We start from the raw sequence: 24,865 nt of genomic DNA, 5'->3' as shown, positions 1-24,865 counted from the left end.
CGGCGCCTTCCAGGGGCGAGCCGGCGCTCACAGTGGTCGGTGAAACAGCCCATCTCGGCTGAGAACCGTTAGCCTGGGGCGGTGACTGAGCATCAGGACGCCCCCCGACTCAGGCCGGAGCCTCTGCCCGGCTCGCTCGTCGACGGCCGGTGCCTCCTCATGGGGATCGTCAACGTCACCCCGGACTCCTTCTCCGACGGCGGCCGCTGGTCCACCCCCGAGGCTGCCATCGCCCACGCGCGCGAGTTGCTGGCGCAGGGTGCGGACATCCTCGACATCGGCGGGGAATCCACCCGGCCCGGCGCCACCCCCATCACCCCGGCCGACGAGGCCGAGCGCGTCCTGCCGGTTGTCCGCGCGCTCGCCGCTGAGGGCGCCGTCGTCTCCGTGGACACCATCCACGCCTCCACCGCGGGCGCCGCCCTCGATGCCGGCGCCCTCATCATCAACGACGTCTCCGGGGGCATGGCCGATCCCGCCATGCACCCCCTCGTGGCCTCCTCCGGCGCCGTCTACATCTGCCAGCACTGGCGCGGCACGCCGGAGACCATGAATGAGCTGACCGACTACCCTGACGGCGTCGTCGCCGGGGTGGAGGCCGAGCTGCGCCAGCGCCTCGACTCCCTGGCCGCCGCGGGCGCGCGCGACTCACAGATCGTCGTCGACCCCGGGCTGGGCTTCGCCAAGACCCACCCGCAGTCCTGGGAAGCTCCTGGCTGCCACCGCCCGCCTGCGCGAGGATCTCGGCCTGCCCGTCCTCATCGGCTCCTCCCGCAAGCGCTTCCTCGCCGCCGCCGCGCCGCCGGGCGCCGAGCCCACGGGGCGCGACGCCGCCACCGCCGCCACCACCGCCCTGGCCGCCGCGGCCGGGGCCTGGGCCGTGAGAGTCCACGAGATCCCGGCCAACCGGGATGCCATCCGCACCGCCTCCCTCTGGAAGGAGCCCCGATGAGCACCGTCACCACCACCTCGTCCGACAGGATCCGCCTCACCGGCCTGTCTGCCCGCGGTTACCACGGAGTCCTCCCCTTCGAGCGCTCCGAGGGGCAGATCTTCACCGCCGACATCACCCTCGACCTCGGCCCGCGCGGCACCGCCGTCGCCGCGGTGACCGACTCCCTCAACGACGCCGTGGACTACTCCGCGGTCGCCAACGCGGTGGTCACGCTCATCGAGGGCGAGCCCGTGGCCCTCCTGGAGACCCTCGCCGAGCGGATCAGCGAGATGGTCCTCTCCTTCCCCCGTGTCGTGGCCGTGGAGGTCACGATCCACAAGCCCAACGCGCCCCTCGAGGTCGCCTTCGACGACGTCTCCGTCACCATCACGCGCCTGTCCGAGGCGGCGGCCTCCGTGCTCTCCGCGGCGACGAGCACCCCGGTCGTGACGAGCGCGCCGGTCGTGGCCAGTGCGCCGGTCGTGGCGAGCGCCCCGTCGGCGGCCCCCTACGCGGCCGCCGCCGACGCCTTGGAGCCCCCACTGCCCACGGGCCTCCCGCTGCCGTCCGTGCCGTCCGTCTCCTCGGCGCCCGCCAGCGCGCGCGCGGCTGAGCCGGCCAACGACGCGCCCCCGTACCCGGGCGCCCTCGCCGGTCGGCTTGACGCCGTCGGCGATTCCCGGACTGGCGCGCCTGAGGCCCCGATCGCCCACGGCTTCAGCGCTCCAGATCCGGCGGAGGCCCCCGCCCCACCGGTTGGCGACCTCGGTGAGGGCGCGGCCGACCAGTTCGGGCAGGCCCTGGCCTCCTCCGCGGGCATCCCTGTCGGCGGTGCGGAGCCACTCGCGCCAGGGCTGTCGGCCGACTCCTCCGGTCACGCCGAGGCGCCCGATGCCCTGCTGGGCGAGCCGGGGCAGGACGGCCCCCTCCAGGTCGGCTCCGTGGACCAGCCCTGGGCCGCGGCACCGTTCGACCCCGCTGAGCCCGTCGGCGGTGATCTGGGCGAGGATTCCCACGAGACCTGGGCCGAGGAGGCGGGCTTCGACGGCGCCGCGCCCGCCCACGACGCCGGCGTCCACGCTGCCGGGGCCACGACCCTCATCGACGACGCGGCGCCCCTTCCTGCCGAGCCCGCCGTCGACCCCCTCGCGGAGGCCCCCACGGCCCCGGTGCCCGTCGTCATCGGCTTGGGGGGCAATCTTGGCGAGGTCGTCCCCAACCTGCGGCGCGCCGTCCACACCCTCCAGAGCGCCGAGGGCGTCGAGGTGACGGCCATCGCCCCCCTGGCACGCACCGCCGCCGTCACCGAGCCCGGCGCCGCCGAGCAGCCCGACTACCTCAACACGGTGGTCCTCGCCCGCACGAGCCTGTCCGCGAAGGACGTCCTGGCCCTCTGCCAGCGCCTGGAGGCCGACGCAGGGCGCGTGCGCCTGGAGCCGAAGGGCCCGCGCACCCTCGACGCTGACGTCATCACCTACTCCGACCTTCGCTCGGACGACCCCGAGCTCATCCTCCCGCACCCGCGCGCTGCCGGCCGCTCCTTCGTGCTGCTGCCCTGGTCCCAGGCGGACGCCTTCGCCGAGATCGACAGCCAGAGCGTCGCAGCCCTGGCAGAGCAGGCCCCGGACCGCGACGGAATCCGCTGGCTCGCCCTGGACTGGATCGACTCCGACGCCCTGCCCAGGCTCCCCACCGGCCAGTACGTGCCCGCCGACGCCCTCGCGGGCTCCTCGCAGGAGCGAGGAGCCGACGAGCGGGCCTCCCAGTCGCAGGGCGTCCCCGACTTCCTGTCCGCGCCGTCGGCCGCCCTGGTGGGGGACGAGGAGGAGCCCTTCAGCGAAACCGTCCCGGCCTCCCTGGTCAAGGACGCCCTCGCCCAGGACCCCTCGATCGCCGACGCCGCGTCCTTCGGCCCCGGGACGCCTGGCGCCCCCTCCGTGCCGGTGCCGCCCGCGCCGCCCGCCCCCAGCCCCTTCGCCGATCAAGCCCCGCAGATCGCAGAGCCGATCAGCGGGGCCGCGCCGGGACAGCCCGGCCAACCGGTCCGGGCTCCGCGGGACGGGAGCGGGGCCGCGGGCCCCCAGCGCTCGGATGACCACACGTGGTCGGCCTCCTCCGGCTGGGAGGACGTCCTCGGCCAAGGCGGGCAGGGGAGCTGATGCGCCGCACGCGCTGGACGGCGGTCCTCGCGTGCTTCGCCACGACGACCGTCCTCTCCCTGGTCGCCCTCGATCTCATCCTGCGAAGCCGCGGCTGGATCCCGGCCCTCACTGCGTGGGGCGCGGCGACAGGCCTCGTCATCGCCACGGTCATCCTCGTCGCAGGGCTCGCGGTGAGGCGCCTGCGCGCCAGGCAGGCGACCTGGATCACCCCCACCGGCGCCGCCGCGACCGCCGCCGGGGCACAGGCCTCCGCGCTGGCGGGCTCCTGCATCGGTGGCGTCTACGCAGGGGGGCTGGCCTGCGCGCTCCTCGCTCCCGCCTCACCGGCGATGAGCGACCTGGCCCTCACCAGCGGGCTCTGCCTGGCCGCCTGCGCGGCCTGGTGCGGCGTCGGCCTCCTCGTGGAGCACTGGTGCGCCATCGATTCATCCGACGACGACGATGACCACTCCACGGGCTCCGCGCGATCTGGCGGAGCCGCAACCCCCGGGGCCGCCGCATGACCGCTCGACCGATCCCCGGCCCCGCCGATCAGCGCCGGGTCGCCGCGTCCAGGACCTCCCGCCTGGCCGACGCCGCCTCCGGCGCGGGAGGCCCCTTCACCCCCAAGGGCGTCTCCTTCTCCCCGGTGTCACCCTCCCTGGCCACTGCCCGCGTCATGGCCGCCCTCCCCCTCCTGCTCCTCCTGGCTGCGGGACTCGCCATCCCCGCGGTCCTCGTGAGCCCCTGGTTCTGGGCGGGCACCGGCGCCGCGATCCTCATCCTCGCCTGGCTGCTGTGGATGATCCCCCGCCAGGTGCGGGCCATGGGCTACGCCCTGGCCGGGGAGCACCTCCTATGGCGCAAGGGGATCATGTGGCGCCGCATGTCCGTCATCCCCTACGGCCGCATGCAGTACGTCGACACCTCCCAAGGGCCCATCGCGCGCCGCCTGGGCATCGCCGAGGTCAAGCTCCACACCGCGAGCGCCGGCACCGACGCCACCATCAACGGGCTGCCCGTGGCCGAGGCCGAGCACCTGCGCCAGATCCTCGCCGAGCGCGGTGAGGAGAGGATGGCCGGCCTGTGAACGGGGCCGCCAGGGCGGGCGGCGCCCCCAGCGGTCCGAGCCCGGCCAGGACCGGCGCCGCCGCTCGCCGCCGGAGCGCGAGGGGCGGCACGCCGAGGGGCGCGCGCCAGCGCACCATGAGCCTCCCCAAGGGCCTGAACTGGCGCCACGTCCACCCCATCACCCCGCTGGTCCGCGGGTGGAGGGTCGTCGCAGCCCTCTTCGCCATCGTCTCCTGGCAGGCGCTGGACGACATCAAGCGCGCGATCGAGCTCTACCACCAGCTGCGGGAGGTCGACCCCGGCCAGTACAGCCAGACCGTGCACGGCTGGGCCGTGGAGGCCTCCGGCGGAGACCCCACGACCTGGCTCATCGGCGCCGGGATCATCCTCGGCCTGATCGTGCTCGCGATCCTCATGATCCCGTTCCTGTCCTGGCGGGCGATGAGCTACGCCGTCGACGCCGACGCCGTCTACCTGCGCTCAGGGATCCTCGCCAAGCAGCTGCGGATCGCCCGGCTGCCGCGCATCCAGAGCATCGACATCACCCACCCGCTGCTCGGGCGCGTCGTCGGCCTGGGGCAGCTCTCCGTCGAGGTCGCCGGCGGCGCGAACTCCAAGGTCCTCATCGGCTACGCGCGCACCCGTCATCTCGAGGCGCTGCGCCGTGAGATCCTCGACCTCGCCTCGGGCGCCAGGGCCGCAGGGGCATCGCCTGGGGCCTCGTCCCGGGAGGTCCCCGGCGAGACGCGCACCGGTGCGGGAACTGGGGCCAAGGGCTTCGAGGACGTCGTGGGCGTCCCCCGCATCCCCGGGGGCGTCCTGACCGAGGCCGAGCACCCCCTCTACGCCGTCGAGCCCCGTCTCCTCATTGCCTCCCTCATGCGCTCCGGGACAACGGTCTCCATGCTCCCGGTCGGCCTCCTCACGGTCATCGGGATGCTCTTCATGCTGCGGAGGGAGGTGGACGTCCTCGCCGTCCTGCCCACCATCATGGGCCTCTTCACGCTCCCCATGACGCTCATCTCCCTGCAGTGGAGCACCCTCACCCGCGGCTGGGGATTCCAGGCCGCGGCGACACCCGCGGGCATCCGGATCCGTTACGGCCTCACCGATTCGACCTCGACGACGCTGCCCCCGGGACGCGTGCACGCCGTCGGGCTTGCCCAGTCAGTGCTGTGGCGGGGCAGGGACTGGTGGCGCGCGGACGCGACCGTCGCCGGCCACGCCGTCACCCCCTCCGCCTCGAAAGGCGCGAAGAAGGTCGTCACACGGCTGCTGCCCGTCGGCCCGCGCGACCATGCTCTGCGGGCCCTGTGGCTGGTGGTGCCTGACCTGGGGACCCCCGACCCCGATGGTCTCCTCGCCGCGGCTCTGACCGGCATCGACGGCGATGGCGCCGGTTCCCCCGCCGCGCCCATCGGCTCGACGGAGCGCGGCTTCATCGGAGTGCCCCGCCGCGCCCGGCTCTTCAACCCGATCTCCTGGCGCCGCAAGGCTATCGCCCTGACCGGCACCTGCGTGATCCTGCGCCTCAACCGCTGGGCACGGCGCGTGAGCGTCATCCCCTACGAGCGCATCCAGTCCTTCCGCGTCCGCCAGGGGCCCCTTGCGCGGCGCCGCGGCCTGGCGACCCTCCGATTCGACATGGTCGACTCCGATACACCTGTCATCCTGTCGAATCTCGACGCCCAGCACGTCACCGAGCTCTCGGCGCACATCGCCGCTCGGGTGGCGAGGCGGGGCCGCGATGAGCGCCTCGACCGATGGCTCGCCCGCGTCACTGCCCCCATATCGTGAGACGATCCTGGCCATGAGCGACGCATCCGCACCCGGAATCCCTCAGTCCCCCGGTCCCACTCCGGGAGGTGGAGCGGCCCGCCCCGGGCGCCTCGGGGTGGGGGTCATCAGCGCCGGGCGCGTGGGAGCGGTCCTCGGCTCGGCCCTGCGCGCTGTCGAGCATCAGGTCGTCGGCGTCCACGCCGTCTCCCAGGCCTCGCGCGAGCGCGCCGAGATGCTCCTGCCCGGCGTGCCCGTCCTGGAGGTCGAGAGCATCATCGAGCGCGCCGAGCTCGTCCTCCTCGCCGTCCCCGACGACGCCCTGGGACCCCTCGTCCAGGGCCTGGCCGACCTGAGCCGCTGGCAGCCCGGCCAGCTCGTCGTCCATACCTCGGGCGCGCACGGAATCGGCATTCTCGAGCCCGCGCGCCTGTGCGGGGCGATCCCCCTGGCGATCCACCCGGCCATGACCTTCAGCGGTTGGTCCACGGACATCGCCCGCCTCACCGGATGCCCCATGGCCGTCACCGCGCCCGCCGCCGTCCTGCCGATTGCCCAGGCCCTCGCCGTTGAGCTCGGCGGCGAGCCCTTCGTCCTCGAGGAATCCGCGCGACCCGCCTATCATGCCGCACTCGCCCACGGCGCCAACCACCTCGTCACCCTCGTCACCCAGGCCGTGCGCGCCCTGGAGGCCGCCGGCGTCCCCGACGGCGCCGCCACTCTTCGCCCGCTGCTCACCGCCGCGCTCGACGGAGCCCTCCACGAGGGGGAGTCCTCTCTCACCGGCCCTATCGCCCGGGGGGATGCGGGCACGATCACCTGCCACCTCACCGCCCTCGAAGCGCTGGAGGACTCCTCGGGTGACGGCCTCAACGATGTCACCGCCACCTACCGGGCGCTGGCCCGCGCCACCGCGGACCGCAGAGAGTCCGTCGGCCTGCTCGGCGCCGAGCAGGCCGACGCCATCAGGCGCGCGCTGGAGGCCGGCGAGCCGGGGGCCTGACGAGGAGGTACGCACGTTCGCGCCCGGCGCATGCGCCCCGTCGATCGCCCAGCCCTGTGTGGATCTCCCCGAGCGCGGATCGTCCCCGGGCTCAGCGCGCAGTAGTGTGAGCGCCATGACTGGCACCGCTGCGCTGTCCCCCGCTGTCCTGGCCCGCACCCGCGCGGAGCTCTCCGATGCGCTCGCGGGCGATGCCGCGCCGCGGGCCGTCGTGATGACCATGGGCGCCCTCCACCAGGGCCACTTCGATCTCGTCATCGAGGCCGCGCGCCGCGTGGGGGAGGCCGGGACCGTCGTCGTCACGATCTTCGTCAACCCCCTCCAGTTCGCCCCCGGAGAGGATCTCGACGCCTACCCCCGCACCCTCGACGCAGACGTCGCCGGGCTCACCCGCGCGCTCACGGCGCCTGGCGGCGCCCTGCGCGTGGGCAGGCTCATCGTCTTCGCGCCCACCCCTGAGGTCATGTACCCGGGCGGTGAGCCGCACGTGCGCATCGACCCCGGCCCCATCGCCACGGTCCTAGAGGGGCGCACCCGGCCCACGCACTTCGGCGGCGTGTGCCAGGTGGTGCTCGCCCTCCTGCACCTGACAGCCCCCAGGTGGGCGATGTTCGGGCGCAAGGACGCCCAGCAGCTCGCCATCGTCAGCGCCATGGTCCGCGACCTCGCCGTGCCCGTGGAGATCGTGCCAGTGGACATCCGTCGTGAGCCCGATGGCCTGGCCATGAGCTCGCGCAACGCCTACCTCGGCCCCGAGCAGCGCCGGCAGGCCCTCGCCCTGTCCGCGGCCCTGGAGGCCGGCCGGGCGGCGGCCGACGCGGGGGCGGACGCGTCGCGCATCCGCGCCGCCGCGCTGACCCGCCTGGAGACCTCCCCCGGCGTCGAGGTCGATTACGTCGCTGTCGTGGACCCGGAGACCTTCGTGGACCTGGCGGGCGCCGGGCTCGGGCTCGCCGCGGGCCCCGAGGCGCGGGAGGAGCGGGCGGAGGGCGAGCCGCGCCAGGGACTGCTCGCGCTCGCGGCCCGCGTGGGCGCCACCCGCCTCATCGACAACGCCCGCGTGCCCGTGAGGCGCTGACCGTCACTGATGCCCGTGCCCCACTCCCTGCGGCCGTCTAGGCTGATCCGCGAGGAGCGCCCGCGCCCGGACGATGCCGTCATCCTCATCTGTCTACGGGCGGATGAGCGATGAGGAGGCCCACGCCTGAGCCGCAGCGCGGTTCTGCACGCTCAGCCTCGAGACGCTTCTCCTGCTCCAGCAGAGAAACGTTGCGATCTCGCGGAACAGTATGGTCGGCCTCCACCGCTCGCTAGACGCTTCAGAGTCTCCCGTGTGCAAACAGGACATGAATGCACATACGAGTTCGCTCCCTTCAGACTTGGATTCCTCGTTTCCGCAGAATCTCAACGTTCTTGGGAAGAGAGATGCGTGGTGAGCGTGCGATCCCGATCATGAAGTCGCTGACGATCCTCACCACGTGCTCCTCTCCGGCCCGGACATCCTCGTGCGTGAGTCGCAGCGTCGGGTATCCCATCGTTCCCGCCGCGCTGACTCGCCTGCGATCGGCCCGGAACTGCTCCTGGGAGCAATGGAACTCGAAGCCGTCCTCCTCGAGGATCAGCCAGCCGTCAATGACGTGGTCCACCTCGCCAACGCCCTCGATGGGCACGCAGCACTCAACCTCGAAACCAGCGCGTCGCAGCCAGATTCGGACAGGAGTCTCCAGAGGGGATCGCGTCCTTGGCTCGACCTCCTCCAGTCGTTTCCGGGCGGTGGCGTCATAGCGGCTGGTCAGTAGATCTCGCAGGTCTTCGATGGTGGTGTCGCCCCGGCCCAGGGCGGCATCGGCGACTGCGATCGCCTCCAGCTCGTCAAGGCATCGCAGCGCGCAGGCCACCACTTCGCTCGGGATCACCAGCGGCGCTCCCTCGACGGTGATCGGCGTGATCGTCGACTTCCTGTGCAGGACGACGTCATCGAGAGCACGGTTCCGGCTTGGACGGAACCCGTGATTAGCGGGGATGACGATATGGGTGCGGCTTGGTGGGTGATCGAGGGGGTAGCCCAGGATCTCGGCGGCGCTGGCGCATGTGAGATGGCCGCGGAATCGTCTCGCGCGCACCACGCGGGGATCGGCGCCCGGCGCGACGAGAAGCGTCCTCGACGCGAGGCTCAGGGCTCCTGCGGTCACCGCGGCCCTCACGAGGTCCTTGGTTACCAGCGCCTTGGGCAGCTCATCCAGATGCGCGGCTCCCCAATGACCCTCGACCGAGCGGATCAGTGCCGGAAGATCCTCGTTGGTGGGTGAATCGGTGTGGAGCATCCATCCATCATGGGCGGTCGTCGACCACTCGGAACCGCCGGTTGTGGATTCCCGATGATGACGCCAGTCATCCACAGGCCCGCCGGCTGACTTCGACGCGGATCACGGTGTGGGCCGGTCCGGCGCGCGTGGAGGAGCCGTAGACTCGGGCCGTGATCGACGAGAACCCCACTGCCCCCGAGGCATCCCCCCTGGCCGACGCCCCCGCCGCTCCCGCCGCCGAGCCCCCCGCGCAGGGCGGGCCGAAGCAGTCCAAGGCCGAGCCGGGTCCCGGTGAGCAGTTCGCCATCCGCGCCGGCAAGCGCGAGCGCCTGCGCGCCGAGGGCTGGGACCCCTATCCCGTCCAACTCCCGATCACCACCACGATCGCCGCCGTCCGCGCGAAGCACGCGGACCTGGCCACCGGTGAGGAGACCGAGGATGTCGTGGGCGTGGCCGGTCGCGTCGTCTTCCTGCGCAACACCGGCAAGCTCTGCTTCGTCACTCTTGCCGATGGCGCCGGTACCACCCTGCAGGCGATGCTGTCGGCCAAGTCGCTGCCGGGCCAGGGGCACTCCTCGCTCGCCGCTTTCAAGGCGGATGTCGACCTCGGTGACCACCTCTTCGTCCACGGCCACGTGGGCGCCTCCCGCCGCGGTGAGCTTCTCCGTCTTCGCCGAGCCGGTCCTGTGCGAGGGCCATGACGCCGCCGACCTCGCCGCCGCCGGCGATGACGCTCTCGCGGTCCCCGCCTGGCGCATCGCCTCCAAGGCCCTGCGCCCCCTGCCCAAGACCTGGACCAACGAGGCCGGCGAGGCCGTCACCCTGTCCGAGGAGCAGCGGGTGCGCCGCCGTGCAGCTCGACCTTCTCACCCGCCCGGCGGCCCGGGACATGGTGCGCGTCCGCGCCGCTGTCGTGCGCTCCCTGCGGGAGAACTTCCACCGTCGCGACTACGTGGAGCTGGAGACCCCTATGCTCCAGGTCATCCACGGCGGCGCCGCCGCGCGCCCGTTCGTCACCCATATGAACGCCTTCGACATGGACCTCTACCTGCGCATCGCCACGGAGATCTACCTCAAGCGGGCGGTCGTGGGCGGCGTGGACCGCGTCTTTGAGATCAACCGCAACTTCCGCAACGAGGGGGCCGACTCCTCCCACTCCCCGGAGTTCGCCGCCCTGGAGGCCTACGAGGCCTACTCGGACTACAACGGCATGGCGGAGCTGACTCGCAACCTCGTCCAGCAGGCGGCCCGCGACGCCTTCGGCCTGCCCGAGGGCGGGGAGGTCGTCACTCTGTCGGATGGGACGGAGTACGACCTGTCCGGCGAGTGGGCGAAGATCGACCTCTACACCTCCATCTCCGAGGCCGTCGGCGAGGAGGTCACCGTGGGCACTCCCCGCGAGGATCTCGTCCGCATCGCCGAGAGGCTGGGCCTGGAGGTCGACGACTACGCGGTGGCCGGCAAGATCGCCGAGGACATCTTCGAGGTGACCGTCGGCGACTCCCTGTGGGCCCCGACCTTCGTCTACGACTTCCCAGAGGACACCTCGCCGCTGACCCGCTACCACCGCTCCAAGCCGGGGCTGACGGAGAAGTGGGACCTGTACGTGCGCGGCTTCGAACTGGGCACCGCCTACTCCGAGCTGGCCGACCCAGTGGTCCAGCGCGAGCGCTTCGAGGCGCAGGCCCTCGCGGCGGCCAACGGCGACCCGGAGGCCATGGTCCTCGATGAGGACTTCCTCGTGGCCATGGAGCAGGGCTTCCCGCCCTGTGGCGGCATGGGCATGGGCATCGACCGCCTCCTCATGGCCCTGACCGGTCAGGGCATCCGGGAGACCATCACCTTCCCCATCGTTAAGCGCGGCTGAGGCGGCCCCGGCCCGATGGGGTCGGCAGACCCATGATCGGGGCCGGGGACCGGGAACAGGACGCGGTGCCGGTTGTGGAGTCGACCCGCGGGCCGACTCCACAACCGGCTCGATGCGCTCCCTAGCCGCGCGTGGCGCGCGACTGGCCTTGGGCCAGCGGCTTGGACGCGGTGAGCCAGTGGCCCCAGGAGCGCGCTTGCTCGCGATGCTCTGAGACCCCCTCGACCTGGGGAGCATCGCGACGGTCGCGCGCTGATCGGGCGCGGCCCGTCAGCTCCAGGCAACCGAGTAGTACTGAGTCTCCTGGAACTCACGGATCCCTTCGCGCGCGCCCTCGCGCCCGATACCGGACTGCTTGACGCCGCCGAAGGGGGCCGCGGGATCAGACACGAGCCCGCGGTTGACGCCGACCATCCCGACCTCCATGCGCTCGGCCAGGCCCAGGGCCCACCCGAGGTCGCGGGAGAAGACGTAGCCCGCCAGCCCGTAGTCCGTGTCATTGATCCACGTCAGCAACTCGTCCTCATCGTCCCATGTGACGATCGGGGCGACGGGGCCGAAGATCTCGGTGCGCACGATCTCCGCGTCGGGGGCGACGTTCGTGAGGACCCGCACCGGCATGAACGCTCCTGGGGAGTCCTTGGGCCAGGACGACTCGGCGTGCACGACGGCGCCCCCTGCCACCGCCCCGTCCACCAGGGCGTTGATCTCATCACGGGCATGAGTCGTGATCATCGGGCCGATCTGGTTCGCCTCCTCCGCCAGCGCCGGTCCGACCCTCAGGTCGCGGACGACAACGGAGAACTTCTCGGTGAACTCCTGGGCGACATCCTGGTGGACGTAGAAGCGGTTGGCGGCGGTGCAGGCCTCGCCGCCTCCCCTGAGCTTGGCCTGAACGGCGCCCGTCACCGCGGCGTCGATATCGGCGTCGGCCGCCACGACGAAGGGAGCGTTCCCTCCGAGCTCCATGGATGACACGAGCACCTTCTCCGCTGCCTGCCTCATGAGCACACGACCGACCTGGGTTGACCCGGTGAAGGAGACGGCTCGGACCCGAGGGTCCTCGAGCCACGTCGTCGACACCTCCGCGGCACGGCTCGAGGGTACGATGTTCACCACGCCCGCGGGCACGCCGGCCCTCAGGATCAGATGGCCCAGCGCCACCGCCGTCAGAGGCGTGAGGGACGCGGGGCGGAGGACCACCGTGCACCCGGCGGCGAGGGCTGGGGCGATCTTGCGGGTCCCCATCGCCGCTGGGAAGTTCCAGGGGGTGATCATGGCGACCACCCCGATCGGCCGGTGAGTGACGATCGTGCGAGTCCCGCCTGCCGGGGAGGGGCCGAAACCGCCTTCGGTGCGCACCGCCTCCTCGGAGAACCACCGGAAGAACTCCGCCGCGTAGAGGACTTCCGCCCTGGCGTCGTCCAGCGACTTGCCGTGCTCCGCGCTGATGAGCACTGCGAGCTCCTCTGCCTGCTCCACCATGAGGTTGAACAGGGTCCGCAGCAGCTCTGCGCGCTGCCGGGGTGGGGTGGCGCTCCATGCCGGTAGCGCCTCGGAGGCGGCGTCGACGGCACGCGCGGCGTCCGCCGGAGTCGCGTCCGCGCAGCGCGCGAACACGGCGTTGCTGGCGGGGTCGACGACGTCGAAGGTCCCCCCGTCGGACGCGGCCATCATCCGCCCGCCCAGGAGGATCCCCTCCTCGGGGTGGATTCCGCGCAGGTAGTCGGCCAGAGCCGGGTGGGCTCCGAGGGTCGTGTACGCCGCTGTGCCAGCCGCCGCTCTGGGTCTTGTCTCAGTCATGCTAGTGCTCCCTGAATATGGACTTCCGCCTGTCGCTCATCACGGGTAGAGACCGCGGGAGACGTGGGCCTCGGCGACGCGCTTGACCGCCATCGTCGTCGCGGCGGTGCGCAGTGAGAGCCCGTGATCCCGGGAGAAGGTCGTGACCTCGTCCCATGCCCTGTCCATCTTGGTGCGGAGGCGCTCGTTGACCTCATTCTCGGTCCACCAGTAGGACTGGTTGGCCTGGACCCACTCGAAGTAGGACACGATGACGCCACCGGCGTTGGCGAGAATGTCCGGCACGACCAGGATCCCCTTGTCCGCCAGGATCGCGTCGGCCGCGGGCGTCGTCGGGCCGTTGGCGCCCTCGACGATCAGCTTGGCATCGATCGTCGGTGCGGTCTGATCGGTGATGACCCCCTCGATCGCCGCGGGGACGACCACGTCACAGGGAATAGCGAAGAGCTCGCTCGGAGGGATCGGATCCGCGCCGGGGAACCCGTCGACGGTACCGGTCTCATCCACGAAGGCCTCGAGCGCGGGGATGTCAATGCCCTTGTCGTTGCGAATCGTCCTGTAGACGTCCGCCACGGCCAGGATCTTCACGCCCGCCTCATGCAGGAAGCGGGCGGCGCCCCTGCCGACTTTGCCGAAGCCCTGAACGATCGCGGTGGACTGCGAGGGCCTCAGGCCGAGGCTCTCCATCGCGTTGAGAGTGGTGTAAACGATGCCGCGGGAGGTGGCTGCGGCCCGTCCCTGTGATCCGCCGAGATTGACCGGCTTGCCCGTGACGGTCCCCAGGACGGTGTGCCCCATGGCCACCGAGTAGGTGTCCATCATCCAAGCCATGGTGTGCTCGTCGGTCCCCATGTCGGGGGCGGGGATGTCCTTGCCTGGCCCGATCAGAGGGATCAGCTCCGAGGTGTAGCGCCGGGTCAGGCGCTCAAGCTCTCGTGTCGAGAGGGCTTGCGGGTCCACCTGGACCCCTCCCTTCGCTCCGCCGTACGGCAGATCGAGAAGAGCGCACTTCCATGTCATCCACATGGCCAGCGCCCGCACCTCGTTGAGGTCCACGTTGGGGGAGTAGCGGATCCCTCCCTTCGCCGGGCCACGAGAGATGTTGTGCTGGACGCGGTGCCCGATGTGCAGGTCCATCGTGCCGTCGTCGCGTCGCAGCGGAATCGCGACCGTCACCTCCTTGCGGGCGGTTTCGAGCATTCGGCGCATTCCGTCGTCAAAACCGAGGAACTGGATGGCCTCGGCGAGCTGCGTCCGAGCATCGTCGAGGGGGTGAGGGGTCGAGGACATGGAAATACCTCCTGGGTTGGTCGAGTGGCGGATCGTGATCCGAAGGCCGGCAAGGCCTTGAGGCGTGGGTGGAAGAGGGGATCAGGAGTGGTCTCGGAGCGCCTGCTCAAGGATCCCCATGCCCTCGGTGAACAGCTCGTCGGGCATGGTGACGGGCGGCAGCAGGCGGATGACGTTGCCGTAGGTGCCGCAGGTGAGCAGTATCAGACCGCGTGAGCGCGCGGTCTCCGCGACGGCGGCGGTCAGCGCCGCGTCGGGTGCCTGCGAGACGGGGGCGACGAGCTCAAGGGCCATCATGGCGCCCCTGCCCCGGGCCTCGCCGATGCGCGGGTCCTCCGCCTTCCAACGCTCCATCAGGCGGAGGCCGGTCTTGCCGATCGCGTCGGCCCGCTCAAGGAGACCGTGCTCCTCGATCATGTCCAAGGTCGCCAGGGCGGCGGCGCAGGCCAGGGGGTTGCCGCAGTAGGTGCCGCCGAGGGCGCCAGGCCCGGCAGAGTCCATGATCTCGGCCGAACCGGTGACTGCTGACAACGGCATGCCCCCGGCCAGGCCCTTAGCGGTCGTCACCAGGTCGGGGACGACTCCCTCGTGCTCGCAGGCGAACCACGCCCCGGTGCGGGCGATTCCTGATTGGATCTCGTCGGCGATGAAGACCGCGCCATTGTCATGGCACCAGCGTTGGAGCGCGGTGAGAAAGCCGGGCGCCGGAACGATGAACCCGCCTTCGCCCTGAATTGGCTCGATGATGACGGCGGCGACAGAGGACGCCCCCACCTGCTTCTCGATCTGACTGATCGTGCGCTCGGCGGCGGCCTGGCCGTCCAGCCCGTCGCGGTACGGGTAGGAGCCGGGGACCCGGTAGAGCTCCGGGGCGAAGGGGCCGAAGCCGCCCTTGTACGGGGACACCTTGGCCGTCAGCCCCATTGTCAGGGAGGTGCGTCCGTGGAAGGCGTGGTCGAAGCAGACGACTGCCTGGCGGCCGGTGTGCTTGCGAGCGAGCTTGATGGCGTTCTCGACGGCCTCCGCCCCGGAGTTGAACAGCGCGGTCTTCTTCGGGAATCCGCCCGGGGTCAGGGCGTTCAGGCGCTCGGCGACTTCAACGTATCCGGCGTACCTCGTGACGGCGAAGGAGGTGTGCGTCAGGTTCTCGGCCTGGTCCCGGATCGCGGCGACGACGGGTGCCGCCGCGCCTCCCACGGTTGTGACCGCGATGCCTGATCCGAAGTCGATGAGACGGTTGCCGTCCACGTCCTCCAGGACGCCGCGGTCCGTGCGCCGCGCGAATGTCGGCATGGCGGCGGCCAGGGCGCGTGGGAGCGCGGTACTGGCGCGTTCGTTGAGGGCGCTGGCCTCGGGGCCGGGCATGGGAGTGGCGAGATGAATGGTCTGGGGCAGCGTTGCCATGTGGACCTCACAGGATGTCGTGACGGGCGGAGGCCTGCATGGGAGCAGGGCGCTCCGGGGTGTCGTAGAAACGTGCTCGGCTTTGAGTACTGCTTCAGAATATGCCCGCCTCTGGGGCTGAGCGCCTAAGCATGATGCACAAAATATTGTGAATCCTGTGCGTAATGCACAGAACCGTGCTTGAATCCAGACATGCTGTTGGTGTCGGATCTCACGAATCGAGCGGGCCTGGGGGTCCGCGAGGTGCTCCTGCCCGCGCCGAGCGCCGCGGTCAGGTGGGTCGTTGCGACCGAGCTCCTCCAGCCGGCGTCCTACCTCGAGGGCGGTGAGCTCGTTCTCACCACGGGCCTCGTCATGGCGGATGCCGGGGTGAGCACGTGGCGGGAGTACGCGGCCTCATTGGTCGAGGCGGGGGTCGCCGCGCTCGGGCTGGGAACCGGCATCGTCTTCGACGCCGTGCCCGAGGATCTGCGCGAGGCCTGCCGGGTCGTGCGGCTCAATCTCCTCGAGGTCCCCCTCGAGGTCTCCTTCGCCTCCATCAGCCGTGAGGTGGGGGCCATGCTTCAGGGGGGCGGGCCCGATGCGGGCGCCGAGGGGGCGGGGGATGAGGAGACCCTCGTCCTGCAGCAGCTGACGCGCGCGGCCGCCAAGGACAGCCAGGGCGCGATCATGCGCGCCCTGGCATCGATCCTCCGGGGGGAGGTGTCCCTGCGGGACGCCACGGGGCGCGCGGTTGTCGGTCCCTTCGGCCCGGCGGCTCCCGGAGTCGACGACGAGGTCGCCGAGTGCATCGACAGGATCCGCGCGGGAGGGATGCGAGGAGCCGGGGCGGTGGGGCTCGGTGAGATGCGGTTGGTCGTCCGCCCGGTCGGCGTCACCGGTGAGCCCGAGAACTATCTGGCGACCGTTCATCGGGGGGCGCTCACGCGCGCCCAGACTCTGGGGGTCGACCTCGCCTGGTCGTTCCTGAATCTCATCGCCGAGTCCTCCAAGGCGTTCACCGGATGGCTCCTCCAGCTGGTGGAGCTGCTGCCGGGCACCTCCTGGCGGGTGAGCCCGTGCAGGGGCTCGCCCTGGCCGAGCAGGTCCAGGAGCTCGTCCTCAATCGCCTCCCATCCCCGGCGCGGCGTCCGATGGCCGGTAGCGGCTTTGATCATCAGTGGCGTGTGATCTGCCTCGAGGGCGGTGGCGCCGCCGTTGCCGGGCTCGCCTCGGCGCTGGCCCGGCTGCTCGTCGAGACGCGGGGGGCCTCGGTGGGGGAGGGGCTTCTGTGGCGCGCGGACTGGGATGGGGCCCGCCTGATGATCCTTGGGGAGGCCGAGCTCGTTCCCGCGCTTCTCGAAGATGGCCGTGTCACGCCATGGACGGGGCGGATGCGGATCGGGGTCAGTGGCTCTGCCGGCATCACCGACCTGCCGCGGGCCGCGCAGCAGGCTCTGTCTGTGTGTGCCGGCGCTCGACGGCTCGGGCAGGCGGCGCGCTGGGAGGCCTCAGGGCCGCCGTCGGTCATGGACCTCCTTGACGAGGACAAGGCCCGCGCCTTCGCCCGCGCTCGACTCGGGGCCGTCGTCGAGCAGCCTGAGATGCTCGAGCTGCTGCGGATCTACCTCAGCGAGGCAGGGGCGGTTCAGCGCATCGCCGACCGTCTGGGGGTGCATCGCAACTCGGTCTCGGCGCGCCTTGTGCGCCTGCGCCGGGCGCTCGGCGTCGACATCGAGGATGCCGAACAGCGGGCCAACTTGTGGATTGCATCACATTATTTGAGGAAGTGACGACTCGTCTCCTCGTGGGTGGGTCACTTTTCCCTGTTTTGGCGCGGATCTCTGGAGCGCTGGACGTGATGCTCGACATACTTGGCTGTGTGTGTCTACCATGTGGCTGCCACGTAGGACTTTAGCCCGCGTTGTGGCCGGCATGGATCCTGCATGGGCTTGGGCAGTAGAGGCCCGAGCCGTCTGGTTGCTCGACTCTCGACACCTCTCACCTCGACACCTCTCACCTGGACACTGACGTCCCGCCGATGCCAAGAAGCGGAGTGATTCACATGAGCCTTCCCCTCCTCCAGAATTTCATTAACGGAAGATTCGTCGCGGCAGCCACCGACACCGCGTTCGAGGTCGTAGATCCCCGGACGGAACGAGCCGTGGCGCAGTGCCCGGTCTCAGGGGCCGCCGACGTCGATGCGGCCTACGATGCCGCCCTCAAGGCCTTCGAGAGCTGGCGACTGACGACGCCGGCAGAGCGGCAGGCGCTCCTGCTCCGGCTCGCAGAGGCCCTGGAGGCCAATGCCGATCGCCTTGTTGAGGCTCAGCGCCGCAACACCGGTCAGCTCGCTGAGATGATCCGCGCGGAGGAGGTGCTGACGGGCGCCTCTCAGCTGCGGTTCTTCGCTGGAGCCGCCCGCATCCAGTCGGGTGTCGCCTCGGGTGAGTACGCCGAGGGGCTGAACTCGCAGATCCGCCGAGAGCCCATAGGCGTCGTCGGCCAGATCGTCCCGTGGAACTACCCCTTCATGATGCTCATCTGGAAGGTCGGACCGGCTCTGGCCGCCGGCAACACAGTGGTGCTCAAGCCCAGTGCCAACACGCCCGAGAGCGCCATCATCTTTGCTGAGATCGCCGGTGAGATCCTCCCGCCCGGGGTCTTCAACCTGGTGCTCGGCACTGGCGAGACGGGGCGCCTCATGAGCGCCCACCCGGTGCCCGGGCTGGTCGCGCTCACAGGATCGGTGCGCGCGGGCGCGGATCTCGCCAAGCAGGCGGCTGGCAACGTGACCCGCGTCCACCTCGAGCTCGGAGGCAAGGCCCCCGCCGTCGTCTTCGCCGATGCCGATATCGAGGCGGCTGCCGAGGGCATCGCCGCCGCGGGGATGTTCAACTCCGGGCAGGACTGCACCGCCGCCACCCGCGTCCTGGTCGAGGCCTCGGTCGCGGGGGAGCTCACCGATGCGCTGGTGCGTCACGCCGAGTCCCTGCGAACCGGTCCGATTCCCGAGGAGGAGGCGTTCTACGGCCCCCTGAACAACGCCCGCCACTTCGCCTCCGTGCAGAAGATCGTCGAGGAGAGGCCCGCCCACTCCAACCTGCTGACCGGTGGGCACCGTGTCGGTGAGAGCGGGTACTACTACGCGCCCACCATCATCTCGGGGCTCAAGCAGGACGACGCGCTCGTGCAGCAGGAGATCTTCGGCCCGGTCCTGACCGTTCAGGAGTTCTCCTCCGATGATGAGGCCCTGTCCATGGCCAATGACGTTGACTACGCGCTGTCCTCATCGATCTGGACGACCAACCATCAGCGTGTCCTGCGATTCAGCCGGGACCTGGACTTCGGCTGCGTCTGGGTGAATTCCCACATCCCTCTCGTCGCGGAGATGCCGCACGGCGGGTTCAAGCGGTCCGGCTACGGCAAGGACCTCTCCGTCTACGGCGTGGAGGACTACACGCGCATCAAGCACGTCATGAGCGCCCTGTGACGCGCCGCAAGCGAGTAGGAGGTCATCCCCATGCGCATTCTGACGGCCTTCACCAATTCGCTCGGTGGTCGAGACTCCTATCACCTGGGCGTGTCTCTGGCTGAAGCGTTTTCGTGCCCACTCGATCTCGTCACCGTCGTCAAGGGCGGCGACGGGCGCTACATGCTCGATGTCACCGATCCCGCGTTCCAGGACGTCGTCGCGATGCAGGTCGACGAATGGATGACGGAGATCATGGAGGAGCACCGGCCTCGTGTGCCGGTGAGCAAGTACCTGCGGTACAGCCTCTCCTTCCCCGAGGGGATCATCGCCTCGGCGGAGGAGCTCAAGGCCGATCTGCTCGTGGCCGGCGGAGGCCGTCACGGGGTCATGGGACGGGTGTCTCTCGGTTCCGTGGGGCAGACACTGCTGAACTCCTCGACTGTTCCGGTCGCGCTGTCCCCGCGCGGCATGAGGCACGCCCCCCTCGACGGGCTCTCGCGCATCACGGTGATGCTGGGGGAGTCCGGCAGGTGGAGGGGGCTGCTCAGCGCGGCCAGGAGATTCGCCGACAGGGCCGGTGTCCCGTTACGCCTCGTCACGGTGGACACCGATGGCTCGCAGGACGCGACGGAGATCGAGGCGCGGGCTGAAGCCCTCCTCGCTGAGGTGCGCCTGGATCTGAAGGGACTGGATGACCAGCGTGTCCGGGTCGTCCGCGCCCCGGGTATGAGCGCCGCCGTGCTGGCCATGGAGTGGGACAGGAATGAGCTGGCCTTCCTGGGGTCGGCGCGCCTGGCCCAGAGCGGCCGCCTGTTCCTGGGGCCGGATGCCAACAAGATCCTGCGCGTCCTGCCTGTGCCACTCGTCGCCGTCCCGGCTGACGCGGCCGACGGCGGGAGCGGGTCATGAGCGCGGCGACCACTGGCGCCGCGGGTGGGCTATCGCGGAAAGGGCTGGCCAAGGGCTCTGTCGGCCTGCTTGGCGCCATCATCATCGGCGTGTCCTGCATTGCCCCGCCGTACACCCTCACCGGCGCGTTGGGACCGACGGCCTCAGAGGTCGGCGAGCAGGTTCCGGCGATCTTCCTCGTCGGGTTCGTCCCGATGCTCCTGGTCGCCTTCGGGTACCGAGAAGCTCAACGCGGCGATGCCCGACTCGGGCACCTCCTTCACCTGGGGGACTCGCGCCTTCGGCCCGTGGGTCGGGTGGATGAACGGTTGGGGGCTGATCGTGGCGACCGTCGTCGTCCTGTCCAACCTCGCGGCCATCGCGGTCGACTTCTTCTACCTGCTGATCGCGCAGATGACCAGGAGGCCCGCCATCGCGGAGCTCGCCGACAACGTGTGGGTCAATACCCTCACCTGCCTGGTCTTCATCGCGCTGGCGACCTGGATCGCTTACCGCGACATGAATACCACCCAGAAGGTTCAGTACTGGTTGGTGGGATTTCAGTTGACGGTGTTCCTCGGCTTCGGCGCGGTGGCCGTCTTCCGGTACTTCACCGGGAGCGCCGTCAATCCGACTCCATTCAGGCTCGAGTGGCTCAATCCGTTCGCCGTCGACTCTGTGCGGACCTTTGTGGCGGGCGTCTCCCTGTCCCTGTTCATCTACTGGGGCTGGGACGTGTCCCTGACGGTCAATGAGGAGACGGACAACGCGAGCTCCACCCCCGGACGCGCTGCCGTGCTCACGGTTATGACCATCGTCTCGGTGTACATGTTCGTCACGATCGCATCAATGATGTTCGCAGGCATGGGGGAGGACGGGATAGGACTGGGAAACCCTGCGATCCAGGATAACGTCTTCTTCGCCTTGGCCAGGCCGGTCCTGGGGCCGTTCGCGATCCTCATGTCGACGGCGGTGCTGATCTCGTCGGCGGCGTCGCTGCAGTCGACCTTCGTCTCTCCTGCTCGCACCCTGCTGTCCATGGGGTACTACAGGGCGATGCCGGAGAATCTCAGCAAGATCTCTCCGCGCTTCCTCACCCCCGGTCGTGCGACAGTCGTCTCGGCGATCGCAGCCTCGGCATTTTACACGCTGCTGCGCTTCGTGTCCACGACCGTCCTGTGGGACACGGTCCAGACCCTGGGGGCCATGATCGCCTTCTACTACGGGCTCACCGCCTTCGCCGCGGTGTGGTACTTTCGAGGGCAGTGGTTCCGATCGATGAGGTGCTTCGTCTTCAAGCTGGTGTCGCCGGGGCTGGGAGGCCTTATCCTCTTCTCGCTGCTCGGCTTGACCCTCAAGGACTCCCTCGACCCGAGCTATGGGTCGGGATCGCAGGTCTTCGGCGTCGGGCTCGTCTTCGTCCTCACCCTCGTCCTCATTCTCCTGGGCGCGGTGCTGATGCTTGTGCAGTACGTCCGGGCGCCGGCTTTCTTCCGCGGGGAGGTGATCGCACGATCCGACGCTGTCACCGAGGAGGCGAAGGCGTCGACCGCCTTTGAGAGCGGCGAAGCCTCCTTGTCCAGTGCTGCTTTGTGAGTGCCGGTGAGCCGGGACGAACACGCGCGCGCATCAAATGGCTCCGTCCGCGCCAGGCCGGTGGAAGGGGCTGAGAGGAATCGCATCTCGATCGCATCGACGAACACTCTGATCGATGCACCGGAGTTAAAAACACGACATGTGGACGCCAGGCCGGACCACGAAGGAGCGAGCAATGAGCATCAATATGGAACGAGTCGCTGAGCTGACGGAGGTCGAGGCGAAGCGCCTCAATGAGCGGACCAAGGGATCCGGCGACATGTACTCTCGTGCGAGAAACAGTCTGTCGGGCGGTGTGGCCTCCTCGTACCAGCTGCGCGATCCTTGGCCCATCTACCTCGAGCGCGGGCAGGGGCCGAAGGTCTGGGACGTCGACGGCAATGAGATGTGGGACTTCCACAACGGCTTCGGATCGATGCTTCAGGGGCATGCCCACTCGGTGATCGGCGAGGCCGTTCAGGAGCGGTACGCCAAGGGCACCCACTTCGCCGCCCCGACTGAGGACGCCCTGGTCGTGGCGGAGAACCTCTCGAGCAGGTGGGGGCTGCCGAAGTGGCGCTACACGAACTCGGGCTCGGAGTCCACGATGGACGCCATCCGCATCGCGCGCGCCTACACCGGTCGCGACACGGTCATGAAGATCTTCGGCTCCTACCACGGGCACCACGACACCGTCATGGTCTCGATCGGCGTCGAGTACGACAAGATCGGCGACCGCGACAACCTGGCCTCCCTTCCCTATGGAGGCGGAATCCCCGACGCCACCGTCCAGATGACGGTGCCGGTGCCCTTTAACGATGCCGAGGCCATGGAGCGCCGCATCATCCGGCTGGCCGATGAGGGGCGCAAGCCCGCCTGCGTCATCATGGAGCCGGCCATGATGAACCTGGGCGTCGTGCTGCCGGAACCGGGTTATCTGGAGCAGGTTCGCGAGATCACCCGGCGACACGGCATCGTGCTGATCTTCGATGAGGTCAAGACCGGCCTATGCATCGGGCCGGGCGGCGCTACGAAGCGCTTCGGAGTGACTCCCGATATGGTGACCATGGCCAAGGCCCTCGGTGGTGGCCTGCCCTCGGGCGCCATCGGTGGCACCGAGGAGGTCATGTCCGTGGTGGAGGACCACACCGTCTACCAAGTCGGCACCTACAACGGCAACCCCCTGGTGATGGCCGCCGTGCGGGCCAACCTCGAGAAGGTTCTCACCCCGGACGCCTACGCCCACCTCGACCACCTCAACGAGCGCATTCTCAAGGGCTGCACGGAGGTCATTGAGCGCTACGACCTTCCGGGCTATGCGGTGGGCGTTGGCGGCAAGGGGTGCGTCACCTTCTCTCCCAAGAAGGTTGTCGACTACGAGTCCTTCAAGGAGCACCAGAACGCGGCGCTGTCCGATCTCGCCTGGTTGTTCAACATGAACCGGGGGATCTTCATGACCCCGGGCCGCGAGGAGGAGTGGACGCTGTCCGTGACGCACACGGACGAGGCTATCGACGCCTACGTAAACTGCTTCGAGGAGTTCGCCGAGGCGATCACCGCCAGGTGACGTGAGCGCCTACCGATCTCGTGGGGGCCGCCGGGGATTCCGGCGGCCCCCACGATCTCGAGTGGTGGGCATGCGCTTATCAGCGCGGGTCTTCGCGCGGGTGGGCGTCGCGTTCGCGCCCTTCGCCCCGCGAACCCGGAGCCACCCTGCTACGAGCCCGTGGCGGCCCAGCCGCGCCTAGTTCTGGGAGGTGACCCCGACATCGGCCATCTGTCGCTGCGTCCAGGGGGCCAGGGCGTAGAGGCCGAGCGACACGAGGATCGTGACGATGCCCAGGCCGTAGTAATAGGTCGAGTCCGCGATGCCCTCCGTGCGCTCGATGACGACGGCAGCGATGCCCTGGCCGGTGGAGGAGGCCAGCAGCCACAGCGCCATCGACTGGGAGGCGAAGGACTTGGGGGCGAGCGCCGTCGTCGTCGACAGTCCCACGGGGGACAGGAACAGCTCGCCGATGGTCTGGACGATGAACACGAAGGCAAGGAACCACCAGGGCGAGAGCACGCCGTCACCGGGCCACGTGGCGAAGCCGAGCCCCATGAGCAGGGCGGAGAGGCCGATGAGGAGGACGGCCGAGGCGAACTTGACCGGCGTGGAGGGGAACTTGCCCGCTCGGCGCGTGAAGACCCACCCGACGAGAGGAGCCAGGGCGACGATCACCAGTGGGTTGACCGACTGGTAGGCCTCGGGAGTGAGGGTCCAGCCGAAGAAGGGGGTGCGGCCGTCGGTGTGCGCCTCGGCGAAGGTCGCCATCTTGCCCGCGGCCTGCTCGAAGATCATCCAGAACAGGACTGCGCCGATCCATAGGGGAACGTAGGCCCGCAGGTGGCCGCGCTCGGCGGCGGTGACGCTGCGGGAGCGGAACATGATGACGAAGTAGGTGATCGACGAGCCCGTGGCGACGAGGAACAGGGCGTAGGCGATCGCGGAGGTCAGGGAGTGGGTGGTGACGAAGATGACCCCGGCCAGGGCTGCGAAGCCGGCCACCGCGCCGACGCAGGTCAGCAGTAGGCGCGTCAGGGCCGCGCCGCGGATCGGGTTGGGCACGGCGAAGGCGAAGGCGGAGAGCTTGCTCCGTCCGTAGATGAATGCCATGAGCGCCAGGGCCATGCCGACCGCGGCGGCCGCGAAGCCCGCGTGGTAGCCGTAGTGGCCCCTGAGCCAGCCGGTCACCAGTGGGGAGAAGAAGGAGCCGACGTTCACCGACATGTAGAACAGCTGGAAGCCGGCGTCGCGGCGCGGGTCATCATCGTCGTAGAGCCCGCCGACGATCGTCGACAGGTTCGGCTTGATGAACCCGGTTCCGACGGCGACGCATACGATCCCGACCCACGCCAGCGGCGCCACGGGGACCGAGAGGCACAGATGGCCGATCATGATGATGACCCCGCCGTAGAGGGTCGACAGCCACGGGCCGATGACGCGGTCGGCGAAGATGCCCCCGGGGATCGCCAGCAGGTACACGGCGGCGCCGTAGGCGGACAGGATCACCTGCCCGGTGTTGGTGCTCAGGCCCAGGCCGCCGTTGGCGATCGTGTCGGTGAGGAAGTAGAGCAGGATGGCGCGCATCCCGTAGTAGGAGAAGCGCTCCCACATCTCGACGTTGAGCATCCACGGCAGGCCGCGGGGATGGCCGAAGAAGGGACTGCGATCATCTCGGGACGGGCCGGTGCGCAGGGTGGTCGGTGTCCATCGGGACGCGATGGGCTCCCGGCTCGCCGTGGCCGAGGCGGTGGTCTCGGTCGTCATGTGTGTCTCCTCAAGGGGGTGAGACGGCCGGTGGCGCCCG

General features: G+C 69.9%; 17 protein-coding genes and 2 pseudogenes. 14 read left to right on the top strand and 5 right to left on the bottom strand.

What is annotated here, in order from left to right; translation table 11 throughout:
- Nucleotides 1-123 precede the first annotated feature (123 nt).
- From folP to panC, 7 genes and pseudogenes are all read left to right on the top strand, one after another.
- Nucleotides 124-952, top strand: a pseudogene (gene folP, locus ABXS69_RS09330) (dihydropteroate synthase).
- Nucleotides 949-3,093 (top strand): 2-amino-4-hydroxy-6-hydroxymethyldihydropteridine diphosphokinase, encoded by a 2,145-nt coding sequence (folK, locus tag ABXS69_RS09325; RefSeq protein ID WP_366180386.1) that lies wholly within the window; start codon nucleotides 949-951, stop codon nucleotides 3,091-3,093. Before folP ends, folK begins: the two are co-directional and overlap by 4 nt.
- On the top strand, nucleotides 3,093-3,599 hold the full coding sequence (locus ABXS69_RS09320; protein WP_366180385.1) for a DUF3180 family protein: 507 nt from the start codon (nucleotides 3,093-3,095) through the stop codon (nucleotides 3,597-3,599). Before folK ends, ABXS69_RS09320 begins: the two co-directional genes overlap by 1 nt.
- A complete protein-coding gene (locus ABXS69_RS09315; protein ID WP_366180384.1) occupies nucleotides 3,596-4,165 on the top strand; it encodes a PH domain-containing protein in 570 nt (189 codons plus the stop codon). The genes ABXS69_RS09320 and ABXS69_RS09315 overlap by 4 nt, the downstream gene beginning before the upstream one ends.
- A gap of 116 nt (nucleotides 4,166-4,281) precedes the next feature.
- A complete protein-coding gene (locus tag ABXS69_RS09310) occupies nucleotides 4,282-5,943 on the top strand; it encodes a PH domain-containing protein (protein WP_366180383.1) in 1,662 nt (553 codons plus the stop codon).
- 13 nt (nucleotides 5,944-5,956) lie between these two features.
- Nucleotides 5,957-6,925 (top strand): DUF2520 domain-containing protein, encoded by a 969-nt coding sequence (locus tag ABXS69_RS09305; protein ID WP_366180382.1) that lies wholly within the window; start codon nucleotides 5,957-5,959, stop codon nucleotides 6,923-6,925.
- Between the two features lie 115 nt (nucleotides 6,926-7,040).
- The gene (panC, locus tag ABXS69_RS09300; RefSeq protein WP_366180381.1) at nucleotides 7,041-8,003 is read left to right on the top strand and encodes a pantoate--beta-alanine ligase; all 963 of its coding nucleotides are present in this window, start codon (nucleotides 7,041-7,043) and stop codon (nucleotides 8,001-8,003) included.
- A 295-nt stretch (nucleotides 8,004-8,298) separates the two neighbouring features.
- Here the strand turns inward: panC and ABXS69_RS09295 are convergent, their stop codons facing one another.
- Nucleotides 8,299-9,249, bottom strand: coding sequence for a hypothetical protein (locus tag ABXS69_RS09295; protein ID WP_366180380.1), 951 nt, complete (start codon nucleotides 9,247-9,249; stop codon nucleotides 8,299-8,301).
- A gap of 191 nt (nucleotides 9,250-9,440) precedes the next feature.
- On the opposite strand from ABXS69_RS09295, the pseudogene ABXS69_RS09290 reads away from it, so the two are divergent.
- A pseudogene (locus ABXS69_RS09290) lies at nucleotides 9,441-11,098 on the top strand (lysine--tRNA ligase).
- Nucleotides 11,099-11,368: 270 nt separating this feature from the next.
- Here ABXS69_RS09290 and ABXS69_RS09285 read toward each other — a convergent pair.
- From ABXS69_RS09285 to gabT, 3 genes are all read right to left on the bottom strand, one after another.
- Nucleotides 11,369-12,901 (bottom strand): NAD-dependent succinate-semialdehyde dehydrogenase, encoded by a 1,533-nt coding sequence (locus ABXS69_RS09285; protein WP_366180379.1) that lies wholly within the window; start codon nucleotides 12,899-12,901, stop codon nucleotides 11,369-11,371.
- Between the two features lie 39 nt (nucleotides 12,902-12,940).
- On the bottom strand, nucleotides 12,941-14,191 hold the full coding sequence (locus ABXS69_RS09280; RefSeq protein WP_366180378.1) for a Glu/Leu/Phe/Val dehydrogenase: 1,251 nt from the start codon (nucleotides 14,189-14,191) through the stop codon (nucleotides 12,941-12,943).
- Nucleotides 14,192-14,272: 81 nt separating this feature from the next.
- Nucleotides 14,273-15,595 (bottom strand): 4-aminobutyrate--2-oxoglutarate transaminase, encoded by a 1,323-nt coding sequence (gene gabT / locus ABXS69_RS09275; protein WP_366180377.1) that lies wholly within the window; start codon nucleotides 15,593-15,595, stop codon nucleotides 14,273-14,275.
- A gap of 192 nt (nucleotides 15,596-15,787) precedes the next feature.
- Between gabT and ABXS69_RS09270 the strand changes: the two genes are divergently transcribed.
- The 6 genes from ABXS69_RS09270 (at nucleotide 15,788) to ABXS69_RS09245 (ending at nucleotide 23,079) form a co-directional block, all read left to right on the top strand.
- Nucleotides 15,788-16,765, top strand: a complete 978-nt coding sequence (locus ABXS69_RS09270) for a PucR family transcriptional regulator ligand-binding domain-containing protein (RefSeq protein WP_366180376.1) — start codon at nucleotides 15,788-15,790, stop codon at nucleotides 16,763-16,765.
- Nucleotides 16,762-17,367, top strand: coding sequence for a helix-turn-helix domain-containing protein (locus ABXS69_RS09265; protein ID WP_366180375.1), 606 nt, complete (start codon nucleotides 16,762-16,764; stop codon nucleotides 17,365-17,367). The genes ABXS69_RS09270 and ABXS69_RS09265 overlap by 4 nt, the downstream gene beginning before the upstream one ends.
- Before the next feature lie 272 nt (nucleotides 17,368-17,639).
- Nucleotides 17,640-19,067: an aminobutyraldehyde dehydrogenase gene (locus ABXS69_RS09260; RefSeq protein WP_366180374.1), complete on the top strand. Its 1,428-nt coding sequence runs from the start codon at nucleotides 17,640-17,642 to the stop codon at nucleotides 19,065-19,067.
- Nucleotides 19,068-19,097: 30 nt separating this feature from the next.
- Nucleotides 19,098-19,958, top strand: a complete 861-nt coding sequence (locus ABXS69_RS09255) for a universal stress protein (protein WP_366180373.1) — start codon at nucleotides 19,098-19,100, stop codon at nucleotides 19,956-19,958.
- A 237-nt stretch (nucleotides 19,959-20,195) separates the two neighbouring features.
- Nucleotides 20,196-21,533 carry an APC family permease gene (locus ABXS69_RS09250; RefSeq protein ID WP_366180372.1) on the top strand — a complete coding sequence of 446 codons (1,338 nt, stop codon included), beginning with the start codon at nucleotides 20,196-20,198 and terminating at the stop codon, nucleotides 21,531-21,533.
- A 175-nt stretch (nucleotides 21,534-21,708) separates the two neighbouring features.
- Nucleotides 21,709-23,079 carry an aspartate aminotransferase family protein gene (locus ABXS69_RS09245; RefSeq protein ID WP_366180371.1) on the top strand — a complete coding sequence of 457 codons (1,371 nt, stop codon included), beginning with the start codon at nucleotides 21,709-21,711 and terminating at the stop codon, nucleotides 23,077-23,079.
- A 177-nt stretch (nucleotides 23,080-23,256) separates the two neighbouring features.
- Here ABXS69_RS09245 and ABXS69_RS09240 read toward each other — a convergent pair whose 3' ends face one another.
- Complete coding sequence (locus tag ABXS69_RS09240; protein ID WP_366180370.1) at nucleotides 23,257-24,825, bottom strand: oligopeptide:H+ symporter; 1,569 nt, start codon at nucleotides 24,823-24,825, stop codon at nucleotides 23,257-23,259.
- Between the last annotated feature and the right edge of the window lie 40 nt (nucleotides 24,826-24,865).

Source organism: Actinomyces timonensis (genome assembly GCF_040702965.1).
Classification (GTDB): domain Bacteria; phylum Actinomycetota; class Actinomycetes; order Actinomycetales; family Actinomycetaceae; genus Actinomyces; species Actinomyces timonensis_A.
The sequence above is the reverse complement of the archived record's forward strand: the minus strand, read 5'-3'. Positions and strand labels throughout refer to the sequence as shown.